A 12,262-nucleotide genomic window follows, 5' to 3' on the forward strand; every position below is an offset into this window, starting at 1 on the left:
CGGACTGGCGGTGGCCGAGGGGCTCGGGCGGGGCGGGGCGGTGGTGGCCGTGGTGCCGGCGGCGGCTGCCGCGGGCTGGTGGGTGTGGCCCCTGCTGGCGGCGAAGGCGATGCCGCCGCCGACCAGCGCGGCTGCGAGCGCGATGCCGCAGACCAGCAGGGCGGTGCGGCGCCGGCGCGGGTGGACGGACCCGGGGCCGCCCGCTCCGCCGGGGCCGCCGGGTCTGGTCGGGTGGCCTCCGGGCCCGCCGGGGAAGCCGGGCGCGGGGCCCGTCCAGTCGGTCGTCGCCGTGGGCGGGTTCGGGTAGCCGTAGGCCGGAGCGGACGCCGGGCCGGGCGCGGGACCGTAGCCGGGCGGGAACGGGGTGGCGGTGGGCGGTGTACGGCCCTGGGCCACCTCCTCCAGCATGCGCAACGCCTGTTCCCCGGTGGCACGTTCGGCCGGGTCCTTGCGCAACAGCGCGTCCAGCACCGGGAACAGGGGTCCCGCGTTGCGCGGCGCGGGCAGCGGATCGGTGATCACCGCCTGCAGGGTGCTGATCGTCGAGTTGCGCAGGAACGGCGACTGGCCCTCGACCGCCGCGTAGAGGGTGGCCCCCAGCGACCAGAGGTCCGACTCGGGGCCGGGGCGATGGCCGGACACCCGCTCCGGGGCCAGGTAGTCCGGCGAGCCGACGATCTGCCCGGTCCGGGTCAGCCCGGTGCCGCCCTCGAACAGGGCGATGCCGAAGTCGGTGAGGACCACCCGTCCGCGCCGGTCGATCAGCACATTGGCCGGCTTGACGTCCCGGTGCAGGACTCCGAGGCGGTGGCCCTGGCCGAGCGCGGACAGCACCTGTGCCCCCACCCGGGCGGCCTCGCGCGGCAGCAGTGTGCCCTCGTCGCTGATGATCTCGGCGAGCGAGCGGCCGTCGACCAGCTCCATCACGATCCAGGGCCGGCCGTCCTGCTCGACCACGTCGTGGATGGTGATCACATTGGGATGGCCGATCCGCGCGGCAGCCCGCGCCTCCTGCTTCATCCGCGAGTGGAGGGTGTCCAGCTCCTCGGCCTGCAGCCCGCCGACATTCAGCTCCTTGACCGCTACCTCCCGGTCGAGCAGCTGGTCATGGGCCCGCCAGACGATGCCCATGCCGCCCCGCCCCAACCGGTCCCCGAGCAGGTACCGGCCGACCAGCAGCCGCTCCGAACCGCCCCCGGACGATCGGTCCGACACATGATTGCTCATCAGTTCAGCCCCCCGGCACCGCACCTCCACGGACGGAACCACCAGTCTGGCACCACACCCCCACTCCACGCGCCCCCTCCGCCAACCGAGCCACGAGGGCCGACATTCGGATCCCGCCGGCTCCGCCCCCGCCGGTGCTCGCACAGGCTGTAGCGCGAACGGAAGTTCTCCCTCCTTGAGCCGCCGCTGTTCACTCGGTTGCGCGATGCCAGGCGCGTGCTCGTCGCGGGGGCCGGTGGCGGGTTCGACGTGTATGCCGGACTGCCCCTGGCCCTGGCGCTGCGGGCGGCCGGCAAGGAGGTGACGCTTGCGAACCTGTCCTTTGCGGATCTGTACGGGCTTGACCCGGATGTGTGGGTGGGCCCGGACGTCGCCGCGGTCCGCCCGGACACGGAGGCGCGCGGGGACTACTTCCCGGAGCGGACCCTCGCCCGGTGGCTGGACCTGCACGGGATGCCCTCGACCGTGTACGCGTTCAACCGGGCCGGGGTCCAGCCGCTCCGTGCCGCGTACCGGGCGCTGATCGCGCATCTCGGCGGCGTGGACGCGATCCTGCTGGTCGACGGCGGTACCGACATCCTGATGACCGGGGACGAGCCGGGGCTGGGCACGCCCGAGGAGGACATGGCCAGTCTGGCGGCCGTGAACGGCATGCCCGAGATCGAACAACGGCTGGTGTCCTGCCTGGGCTTCGGCGTGGACGCGTTCCACGGGGTCAACCACTCACTGGTGCTGGAGAACCTGGCGGCGCTGGAGCGGGACGGGGCGTATCTCGGTGCGCTGTCCCTGCCGCGTGAAAGCCGTGAGGGCGCCCTCTACCTCGACGCCGTGGCGCACGCCCAGGCCGAGACACCCACCCATCCCAGCATCGTCAACGGGTCGGTGGCCGCCGCGGTGCGGGGCGACTTCGGCGACGTGAGGTTCACCGACCGGACCCGCGACAGCGAGCTGTTCGTCAATCCGCTGATGGCGGTCTACTTCACCGTCGACGCCGTGGGTCTTGCCGAGCGCAACCTCTATCTTCCCCAGCTGGAACAGACGGTGTTGACCCGTCAGATCAGCTTCGTCATCGAGGGGTTCCGCGAGGGCGTGCCGAGGCAGCGCCCGCCGCGGATGTTCCCGCACTGATCCCTCAGTTCGGGGCGCTGCCCGGGGTCGGGGGGAGCAGGGAGTCGATCAGGTCGCGGGGGAGGCCGTGGGTCTCGTGGAGGTAGTGGTACTGCTGCTGGGTGAGGGTGGGTCCGGTGAGGCCCTGGCGGGTGAGGACGCTGCGGCCGCGGTCGAGCAGGCTGCGGAAGCGCTGCTCCTCGTCCAGCAGCACCTCGCGGAGCGGGTCCGGGCGGCCCGGCTGCGGACCGGGCTGCCGGAACTGGTGCCGGGTGTGGTCCAGCAGTTCGACGGGCAGGTCGGAGAGGGTGCGGGAGGGGTCCTCGCGCCACAGTGTGGTCAGCACCCGGCGCAGCAGCCGGCGCAGGACGTAGCCGCGTCCGTTGCTGGACGGGAGGACGCCGTCGCCGACGACCACGGTCCCGGAGCGGAGGTGGTCGCAGACCAGGCGCAGCGACGGTCCGTCGTCCAGGCCCCACAGCTGCGGGACGGTGCGCATCCAGGGCTCGAAGACATCGCACTCGTAGACCGACCGCTTCCCCTGCAGCACCGTGACCAGGCGTTCCAGGCCCATTCCGGTGTCGACGCCGGGTCGCAGCGGGTCGAGCCCGCCGTCGGTCCTGCGGTGGTAGCGCATCATCACGTGGTTCCACACCTCCACCCAGCGCGGATCGGTGGTCGGCGTGGACCGTGGCGGGCCGTCCCCGGTCCAGACGAAGATCTCCGAGTCGGGGCCGCAGGGGCCGGTGGGACCGTTGGACCACCAGTTGTCCTCCACGGTCAGCTCCACCGGGACGCCGAGCTCCTCCCAGGTCCGCTGCGAGTCGGTGTCGGGGCCGACCTGGCCGTCCCCGCCGAAGACCGTGACATGCAGCCGGTCCGGGTGGATGCCGAAGCCGTCGCGCAGCAGCTCGTAGCCCCAGCGGAGGCTCTGCGGGCCGCCGTAGTCGCCCAGCGACCAGGAGCCCAGCATCTGGAACACGGTCAGGTGGGTGCGGTCGCCGACCTCGTCCAGGTCGGTGGTGCGCAGGCAGCGCTGCAGGTTGACCAGGCGGGTGCCGAGCGGATGCGGCCGCCCCACCAGGTAGGGGGTGAGCGGGTGCATGCCGGAGGTGGTGAACAGCACCGGGTCCCCGGGCGGGGGCAGCAGCGAGTCGCCGGTGAGCGGGCGGTGGCCGCGTTCGCGGTAGAAGTCGACGAAGGTGCTGATGGTGCGGTCGGTGTCCAGGGTGTCGATGGTGTCCATGGCGGTGGGCCCTTCGGGTCGTGGGACCGGAACGGGCCGCGCGGAACAGACCGTGGAACGACGGGAACCACACGGGCTGCGGCGGGAGTGAACTCCTCGGCGGCCGATTCCGGTCGCCGGGGGAGGGGTGGAGGTCAGGCGGCGGCGGCCGGCGAGCAGGTAGCTCGTGCGGCTGCGGCGCGGGTGCGCGGGGTGGGGATGGTGCGCGGACTGGTCTCCATACGCTCCACGGTAGCAGCGGCGTCCGCGCCGCCGTCGGGATTATCTGCGCGGTGCGGCGTCCCCGCGGCACTGCCTGGGCGTGCGTCCCACCGGGTCACGTCGCTGGAGCGGTCCGGAGGGACGGCGGTCGTGGCCACCCCCGGCGGCCACGACCGTGCCTGGCTGTGGTCACCCCCGTGGGCCACTGCCGGGCTCCGAACCGCCGGAGCGGTTCGGACGGGTGCGGGGGGACACGTCCGGTTATCGGGTCCAAGGTCACCGATTCGGCCTCTGCGCCCCTACACGCCCTTTCCGTGGGCATTACACTTCCATCCGTCCGTGGCGTCTGTGTGGCGTCAGCAGGGGCGGGACCGACGATAGAGAATCTCCGGTGGACGAACAGGTGCCAGACGCAGCGACGCAGATCCGCTTCGGATTGCTCGGCCCGGTGACCGTGGACCTGGGCGGGACCGAGGTCGGCGTGCCCGCCAGCCGTCAGCGCATCCTGCTCGCGGCCCTGCTGCTGCGGGCCAACCACACCGTGGAGACCGCAGAACTCGCCGACCTGGTCTGGAACGGCAAACCGCCGACCGCAGCGACGACCACCCTGCGCAGCTACATGATGCGGCTGCGGCGGACCCTCGGACCGGTGGCCGGGGCGCGGCTGCGCACCCAGGTGCCGGGCTACCGGGTGGAACTGCTCGACGCCGCCGAGCTCGACCTGCTGCGGTTCGACGAGCTGCGCCGGAGCGGACTGGGCGCGGCGGCCCGGCAGGACTGGACCGGCGCGGCCGGCGACCTGCGCGCCGCGCTCGGGCTGTGGCGCGGCGCCGCCCTGGAGGACGTCCCGGCGGGGGTGCTGAAGGACCGTGAGATACCCAGCCTGCAGGAGGGGTTGATCCAGGCCCATGAACTGCTGGCCCGGTCGGAGCTGGAACTCGGGCATCCCGGCGAGGCGTTGGCGCGGGTGCTGCGACTGCAGGCCGAGCACCCCTACCGCGAGCAGTTGTCCTGCCTGCTGATGCGGGCCCAGTGCGCCGCGGGCCGGCCGACCGAGGCGCTGGACGAGTTCGCCCGGCTGCGCCGCAGCCTGGTCGACGAGCTCGGTGTCGAGCCGGGGGCGCACAGCCGGGCGCTGCAGTCTGCGATCCTGGCCGGGGCCCCGCTGCCGCCCTGGCCGCTGGACGGCTCGCAGCCGTCCGCGGCCCGCCCGGCCGAGCAGACCGCGGCAGCCGCGGCAGCGTCGGCACCCGCGAACGACGGCAGCGCGGATTCCGGGCCGGGGCCGGCCGGACCCACCGTTCCCGCCCAACTCCCCAGCGGCCTACAGGACTTCACCGGGCGCGCCGACCAGGTGGACCATCTGTGCGGCGCGCTCACCGGCGGTCTGCCGCCGAACGCCACCGGCGGCGTCGGTACGGCCTCGCTGTGCCTGGTGTCCGGCGCCGGCGGGGTGGGCAAGACCACGCTCGCCGTGCAGGTGGCGCACCATGTGGCGGCCGGCTTCCCGGACGGCCAGCTCTTCCTCGACCTGCGCGGCTCCGGCCGCAGGCCGGTCGCGCCCGCGGACGCGCTCTCGTCCTTCCTGCGCGCCCTCGGCGTCGCCGACGCCGCGATCCCGCGCGACGAGCAGGAGCGGGAGGCCCTCTACCGCAGCCACCTCGCCACCCGGCGGGTCCTGCTGCTGCTGGACGACGTGCGCGACGCCGCTCAACTGCGTCCGCTGCTGCCTGGATCGGCCGGCTGCGGGGTGCTGGCCACCAGCCGCAGCCGCTGCGCCTCCCTGAGCGTCTCGGCCCGCACCGAACTCGGGGCGCTGGCCAGGCAGGAGGCCGAGGACCTGTTCGCCGCGATCGTGGGCGCCGAACGGGCGCTGCGCGAACCGGCGGCCGTGGCCCTCATCCTGGACTGCTGCGGCCTGCACCCCTTGGCGGTCCGGATCGCCGCGGCGCGCCTGGTGGCGCGGCCCGACTGGTCCGCGGCCACGCTGGCGGCCCTGCTGGCGGAGCGCCGCAGCCGGCTGGGCGAGCTGGTGGTGGACGACCTCGGCGTCAGGGTCTCCTTCGGGCTCAGCTACGACACGTTGGCCGGGGCCGACTGCGAGCTGGACCGGGAGGCCGCCCGGGTGTTCCGGCTGCTCGGCCTGTGGCAGGGCGGTGAGGTCGGCCTGGCCGCCGTCGCCGCCCTGGCCGACCGGACGGTCGAGGCCACCCGGCAGGCGCTGGACCGGCTCGCCGACATCCACTTCGTGCGCGAGCCGCAGGCCGGCCGCTTCGCCGTGCACGACCTGCTGCACCTGTACGCCAGGGAGCTGGTGGAGGCCGGCGCCGAGTCGGACGGCCGGCCCGGCGGGGAGTCGGGCCAGGACCGGACGGCCGCGGTGGAGCGGCTCGGCACCTGGTACCTGCACAGCGCCTACCAGGCCATGGAGCAGTTCAAGCCCGAGCGCCGCCGCTTCGACCTCTCCGAGGTGCCGGAGCCGGACACCGCGCTGCGCTTCGACTCCTACGCCGGGGCCCTGGCCTGGCTGGACCAGGAACAGGCCAACCTTCGCGCCGTCACCCTGCAGGTGGACGAGGCGCGGCTGGAGCCGCTGGCCCAGCTGCTGCCGATGGAGACGCTGCACCACCTGCTGCTGCGCCGGGAGCTGGACCTGGTGCTGGAGACCCAGCTGATCAGCCTGGAGAGCGCCCGGCGCACCGGCCGGCTGGAGCACCAGGCCTCCTCCTACAACAGCCTGGCCCATGCCTACATGGAGCTGAAGCAGATCGACGAGGGCCTGTCCGCCGCCCACGCCGCCCTGGAGATCCACACTCGTCTCGACGACCGGCACGGCATGGCCGCCGCCACCGAGTCCATCGCGATGACCTACTACTTCGGCGACCGGCACGAGGAGGCGCTGCCCTGGTTCGAGCGGGCCCTGCCGCTCCGGCGCGAGGCGGGACACCCCTACGGGCTGCTGGCGACCCTGAACAACCTGGGCCTGCTGCAGCTCGAACTCGGCCGCGCCGAGGAGGCGGTGGTGGCGTTCCAGGAGTCCATCCCGATGGCCCGGGAGGCCGGCTCGCTGATCGGGATCGGCGCGGGTCAGCTGAACCTGGGCGAGGCCTATCTCGCGCTGGGCCGGCTGCCGGAGGCGATGGAGTCGCTGCGCGAGGCCATCGCGACCGGCGACGAGTGCGACGACCCGCAGATGCGCGGGAACTCGCTCAGCCTGCTCGGCGACGCGCTGACGGCCACCGGCGAGCACCGGGAGGCGGTGCTGGCCTGGCAGCAGGCGGCCGAGTGCTACGACCGCCTCGGCGAGCCGCAGACGGCGGCGGAGCTGCGCCGCCGGGTCGCCGAGGCGGACCCGGGTGGTTCCGATCCGGGTCCGGATGGCCCAGGTCACAACGGCGGCGGTCCGACCGGCTGAAATCCATGATCGAGACACACGGGCGGCTGATGCCCGTTGACGCAGCGTCGACATTGTGGGGCAGGTCACCCGCCCCGAGGTGTGGCCCGGGCCACAAAGCGGGGTCCGACGGGGCGGCCGGCCGTGCAACCTCGGCGCCGCTTCATCGCCATTACCAGCGGTAACACGGCTCTGACCTGCAACTTGTCCAGAATGTTTGAAACCGCCCGGGTTGTTGCCTAACTTCGAAGACGTGCACTGAGCACCCCCCGGGTCCACCCACCCCGAGGTCCTCCCCGCCCCCAGCGGCCAGGACCGGTGGGAACCGGGACAGCGAACGGTGACCGCGCCCCTGACGCGCGGACCGGCTGTCCGCACCACCTCACGACACCGCGAAGCCGAGTACGCCCCTGCGTGCCCTGCCGCTTTCGCACGCGTCGCCCCGGGGCCTGTCGAAAGGGACTACATGAACTTCCGCACCCCCGCCAACGCTGCCCGCAACTCCGCCGGGACCGGCCGTCGCCGCAACCGGATGCGGATGGCGCTGGCGACCGGTGTGCTGGTCGCCGCTCCGGTGGCCGGCCTGGTCACCGCCACCTCCGCCTCCGCCGCCGACACCTCCGCCTGGGACGCCGTCGCCCAGTGCGAGAGCACCGGCAACTGGAGCATCAACACCGGCAACGGCTACTACGGCGGGCTGCAGTTCTCCGCCTCCACCTGGGCCGCCTACGGCGGCACCCAGTACGCGTCCACCGCAGACCAGGCCACCAAGGCCCAGCAGATCTCGGTCGCCGAGAAGGTCCTGGCCTCCCAGGGCGCCACCGCCTGGCCCGTCTGCGGCCCCCAGGCCGGCCTCTGACCGCCCGGCCCTGTTCCCCGGACGGTCACTGAACACCACCGCAGTACCGCGGTACCGCAGCGGCGCACCCCGAAACCGGGGTGCGCCGCTGCGGCGAAGCCGCTGAGGTGTCGGCGGAGGCGCTGGACGTGTCCGAGTCGTCGCTGGCCCGGCAGATCATCGAGGCGGAGCAGCAGCGGCTGGCGGAGCAGGCGTCGTCGGGGCGGTGAGGCGGCTACCGGCTGGGACGGTGGCCGGTCAGGCCCTGCCAGCGGTCCAGGGCGTGCGCGAGCTCCTCGACGGCGGCGGCGAGACGGCCCTGCTTGCGGTGGTGTTCGGCCAGCTGGGCGATCTTCTCCTTGGCGGCCTCCTGGGCGGCGGTGTCCGCCATGGCGCGCCGCCGTTCCTTCTCGATTTCGGCGATCTGCTCGTCGCGCTCGGCACTGGCCTTGTTCTCGTCGGCGGCCACATTGACGATCCGCCGCGAGAAGCGCCGGATGTCCTCCTCCTCGAACCGGTCGGCGGGGAAGGAGGCGGACCGTTCATGGCCGTCGGGGAGGGTGACGTGGATGTAGCAGATCTTCCGCCGCCCGGCCTCGAAGCGGACGGTCAGCCCGTCGAGGGGGATGGTCTCGTCGGCGACCCGGAGGGACCGCTGAAAGAGCGCCATGGCGCCCTGGGTCTCGTACTCCTGACCGGGCCCCGGGTTCCGCAGTTCCTCGATCCTGCTGTCGGCCTTCTTGATCAGACGCCTCTGCCGCCGCTCGGCGTCGCGGAGTTCGGCATCGGCGGACGAGCGCTCCCGGCCCTCCTCGCGCCTGATCCTGCGCACCCTCATCCGCGCGGCCGCGAGCTCCTTGCGGTCCGGCGCGTGCATCGCCCCGTACGCATAGGCCCAGCCGCCGGGATAGCGGTACATCTGCCAGCCCACGGCGGCGCCGCAGCACAGCAGAGCGACCAGTACCCAGCCCAAGACTTCCAACGCTGCCCTCCGGAGTCCCGCCTGACGCCGCCTCAGTATCGGCGACCGCCGGCCCCGAAGGATAGGCCTCCGGGCACACCTCGCGGCGCCGGGGACGCGGAACCCGCCGCGTCAGCCGGGGCGGGGGTCCGCCTGCTGCCACTCGTGGTCTATCCAGCTGTCGACGCGGGACCACTGGTCGGTGAGCCATTCCTCCTGGGCTGCCCGGGTCGGGGGCACCTGGGAGCAGGGCACGCGCCACCAGCCGGCGGTGAGCGGTTCGCGCAGCGGGACGCCGTGCCAGAGGCGGGCCAGGCTGTCCAGCCGGTCGAGGCCGGTATGGGCGACGAACACCACGTCGGCGGGTCCGCCGGCGGACCCGCCGAGCAGCGCCAGCGAGCCCGGCATGCGTGGCGGGAGGACGTGGCGCTGCCGCTGGGCCCTTGCGGCGCGGCGCAGTTGGCCGGTGCGGCGGAGCCAGGCGATCGCCCGGGTGCGGCGGAGCTCGGTGAAGTTGCCGCCCTCGGGGAAGATCACCACCGCCTCGCCCGGACGGACCGCCGCGCCCAGAGCGGCGATCTCCGCCACCGCGGCGGCGCTGTCGCCCCCGGGCGGTACGAAGCAGTGCGGCGTCCGGCTGATCAGGACGTCCAGGCAGGGATCCCAGCGCAGGAACTGCTTGAGCACCACCTGGGGTCGCAGCCCCGCGTCGCAGAGGAGGGCGTGGATCAGCAGGAAGGAGTCCCCGGGGCCGGCGTGCCGGGCGAACACCAGCACCGGGACGGACGACTGGTCGTCGGCGGCGGGAGTGGGCGGGGTGACCTCGATCCGCAGGCCGAACAGTCGTTCGGCGGCGGAGTGGAGCAGGGTCAGCAGCCGGCCGAGCAGGGCGTAACTCGACTTCTGCAGAAGCTGGTTGCGTGCCGGAGCGGGGAGCGGGAGGGCCCGCAGCCAGACCCATCCCGCCGCTGCGACTCCGAAGAGGTCGGCGAGGAGGTAGAGCATCAGGAACGCGGAGAAGCGCAGCAGCCGGCGGCGGCGTCCGACCAGCAGCGTCACCGGCCAGGTCAGCAGTGCCAGCAGGACGATTCCGAGGGCGACGGCTGCCAGGGCCACCGCCAGCGGGACGGTGACCAGCCGTCGGCCGACCGTCGGCAGCCGGCTCCCGGTCATGCGTCCGCCAGGTACGCGGCCGTCGCCCGGTAGGCGCGGTCGATGCGCTCGCCGGACAGCCCGAAGTCGCGGTAGCGCAGTTGGCCGGCTGTCCCGCACCGCCCCACCGGTCCGCCGCTGGGCAGCAGGTGCACCTCCACGCCCGGTGGCAGATCCGCCATGTCACGGGCGTAGCGGTGCCTGCGGGCGATCTCGAACGCCACCGCGGCCACCTCCCACGGCAGCCGGGGCACCGACAGTGGCTGCTCGATCCGTCCCACCTGCAGCACGTAGACCGTCCGGGCGCCGAGGGCGACCGCCCGGCCCACCGGGATGCTGTTGGCCAGCCCGCCGTCGAGGAAGTGCTCGTCCCCCACCTTCACCGGCGCGAGCAGCCCGGGTACGGCGCAGGACGCCAGGACGGCGTCGACCAGCGGGCCCCGGCTGAACCAGTGCTCGGCCGCGCGCTCGATGCTCGCCGCGACGCACTGGTACGGCACCGGGAGCTGCTCGATCCGGTCGACTCCGGGCGGCAGGTGCGCCTCCAGCAGCCGGCGCAGCGGGGCGGACGAGTAGAGATGGGTCCGGCTGCGCGCCGCCACCTGGAGCCGGCCGAACATGGATCCGGAGAACACCCCGGAGCGGCCCAGTCCGGCCCACAGCCCGGCCAACTGCTCCGCGGCCTCGACGGTGGGGTCCGCCGCCACCACAGCGCCGTTGATCGCACCCACCGAGGTGCCGACCACCAGGTCCGGCTTGATCCCCGCTTCCAGCAGCGCCCGCAGCATCCCCACCTCGCAGGCCCCCAGCGCCCCGCCGCCGCCGAGCACGAACGCGCAGGTGGGGGCTGGTTCCGTGGTGCGGTCCCGGCAGTCGGACGTTTCAGCCATGACCGACTTCTGCCCGGGGAGCGGGTGCCTAGTCGGCGGCGGCCAGTTCTTCGGCCGCCCGGGCGGTGACGGCCTGGAGGGTGCGGATGGTGGTGGCGATGTCCTCGGGGTCGAACTGGGACAGGAGCCGGGCCGCCGGGGCGGTCACATATGCGCGCAGGTCGTGGAAGAGGGCCTCGCCCTCGGTGGTGAAGTCGATCTCGTCCTCGCCGCGGATCAGCCCTTCGGCGTCGAGCCGGGCCAGCAGGTCGCGGACCGAGTCGGGGTCCAGCGTGCGCGAGCGTTCGAGCTGGCGGCTCAGCTGGTCACGGGGGGCCCTGGGGCCGTGCAGGTCGACCGACTGCAGGGCGAACCAGGTCTCGGGGGCGGTCTGACGGGCGGCTAGGTGCTTGACGAGCACGGCCGAGAGCGTCTGCTCGGCGAAGGCCAGCGTGCGGCCGAAGGGTGCCAGTGGTGTGGTCATCTCATGTCCGGTTCACTAGGATGGACAGGGTCCTGACTAAATTAACAACAAGACAGGGTCCTGTCCATCCATGGAAGCGAACTTTCCGACCCGCCCGTCGATCGGACTCCTGCTGCGGCTGCTCTACCAGCACCACGCCCAGGAGATCGACGCCGCCCTGAGCGGCGCGGGCTTCGGCGACCTGCGCCCCGCGCACGCCAATGTGTTCCCGTTCCTCACCGCGGAGGGGATCAGCGTCTCGGACCTCGCCGCGCTGGCCAGGGTGCGCAAGCAGACCATGGCGGAGGCCGTCGACCAGTTGGAGCGCCTCGGCTACGTCGAGCGCCGCCCGAACCCGCAGGACCGCCGCTCCCGCTTGGTCTTCGCCACCGAGCGCGGCGCCTCCGTCCGCCCGGTGACCCACGCCACCGCCGCCGGAGTCGAGGACCGCTGGGCCGAGCTGACCAGCCCCGACGAACTGGAGGCCCTTCGTGCCTCGCTGCTGCACCTGCTGACGCGACTGAGGGGCCAGGCGGAGTAGCGCCGGTGGCACCGGGTGGGCCTGGTGGCACCGGGTGGGACCGGGCGGGGCTTTACCGCGGTAAAGCCCCACCCGGGGCCGGGCCGGATCACTGGATCAGCTGCGGCCGGCGGCGAGGAGGAGGCGGACCAGGTCGTGGATCTGGTCGCGGGTGTAGCCGGCGAGGAGGGCGCGGGCGAGTTCGGCCGGGGGGCCGAAGGCGGGCGCGGGAGCGGACGGCGGGGTCGGCTCCTGGTCGCGCTGCCGGTGGGGCCAGGGGTGCG

At 73.5% G+C, this 12,262-nt stretch carries 9 protein-coding genes and 1 pseudogene; 4 read left to right on the forward strand and 6 right to left on the reverse strand.

Going from position 1 to position 12,262, the window contains the following annotated elements; all coding sequences use genetic code 11:
• Positions 1–1,227, reverse strand: a 1,227-nt coding sequence (locus tag TR46_RS45195; RefSeq protein WP_084719200.1) for a serine/threonine-protein kinase, incomplete at its 3' end; no start/stop codon positions are given.
• Positions 1,228–1,443: 216 nt separating this feature from the next.
• Here TR46_RS45195 and TR46_RS34985 point away from each other — a divergent pair.
• Positions 1,444–2,355 carry a DUF1152 domain-containing protein gene (locus TR46_RS34985; RefSeq protein ID WP_042410454.1) on the forward strand — a complete coding sequence of 304 codons (912 nt, stop codon included), beginning with the start codon at positions 1,444–1,446 and terminating at the stop codon, positions 2,353–2,355.
• A 4-nt stretch (positions 2,356–2,359) separates the two neighbouring features.
• On the opposite strand, the gene TR46_RS34990 is transcribed toward TR46_RS34985, so the two are convergent.
• A complete protein-coding gene (locus TR46_RS34990; protein ID WP_042410485.1) occupies positions 2,360–3,562 on the reverse strand; it encodes an alanine--tRNA ligase-related protein in 1,203 nt (400 codons plus the stop codon).
• Positions 3,563–4,184: 622 nt separating this feature from the next.
• Between TR46_RS34990 and TR46_RS34995 the strand changes: the two genes are divergently transcribed.
• On the forward strand, positions 4,185–7,196 hold the full coding sequence (locus TR46_RS34995) for an AfsR/SARP family transcriptional regulator (RefSeq protein WP_152626872.1): 3,012 nt from the start codon (positions 4,185–4,187) through the stop codon (positions 7,194–7,196).
• Positions 7,197–7,707: 511 nt separating this feature from the next.
• Positions 7,708–8,016: pseudogene (locus TR46_RS35000) on the forward strand (transglycosylase family protein); the annotation flags it as partial.
• A gap of 232 nt (positions 8,017–8,248) precedes the next feature.
• Here the strand turns inward: TR46_RS35000 and TR46_RS35005 are convergent.
• The 4 genes from TR46_RS35005 to TR46_RS35020 form a co-directional block, all read right to left on the reverse strand.
• Positions 8,249–8,995 carry a hypothetical protein gene (locus tag TR46_RS35005; protein ID WP_152626873.1) on the reverse strand — a complete coding sequence of 249 codons (747 nt, stop codon included), beginning with the start codon at positions 8,993–8,995 and terminating at the stop codon, positions 8,249–8,251.
• Between the two features lie 111 nt (positions 8,996–9,106).
• The gene (locus TR46_RS35010) at positions 9,107–10,147 is read right to left on the reverse strand and encodes a 1-acyl-sn-glycerol-3-phosphate acyltransferase (RefSeq protein ID WP_042410462.1); all 1,041 of its coding nucleotides are present in this window, start codon (positions 10,145–10,147) and stop codon (positions 9,107–9,109) included.
• Complete coding sequence (locus tag TR46_RS35015) at positions 10,144–11,016, reverse strand: patatin-like phospholipase family protein (RefSeq protein WP_042410464.1); 873 nt, start codon at positions 11,014–11,016, stop codon at positions 10,144–10,146. The genes TR46_RS35010 and TR46_RS35015 overlap by 4 nt, the downstream gene beginning before the upstream one ends.
• A 28-nt stretch (positions 11,017–11,044) precedes the next feature.
• Complete coding sequence (locus TR46_RS35020; RefSeq protein ID WP_042410467.1) at positions 11,045–11,479, reverse strand: winged helix DNA-binding protein; 435 nt, start codon at positions 11,477–11,479, stop codon at positions 11,045–11,047.
• Positions 11,480–11,549: 70 nt separating this feature from the next.
• Between TR46_RS35020 and TR46_RS35025 the strand changes: the two genes are divergently transcribed.
• Complete coding sequence (locus TR46_RS35025) at positions 11,550–11,999, forward strand: MarR family winged helix-turn-helix transcriptional regulator (RefSeq protein ID WP_042410470.1); 450 nt, start codon at positions 11,550–11,552, stop codon at positions 11,997–11,999.
• Positions 12,000–12,262: the final 263 nt, after the last annotated feature.

This window comes from Streptacidiphilus carbonis, from assembly GCF_000787775.1.
GTDB classification, from domain to species: domain Bacteria; phylum Actinomycetota; class Actinomycetes; order Streptomycetales; family Streptomycetaceae; genus Streptacidiphilus; species Streptacidiphilus carbonis.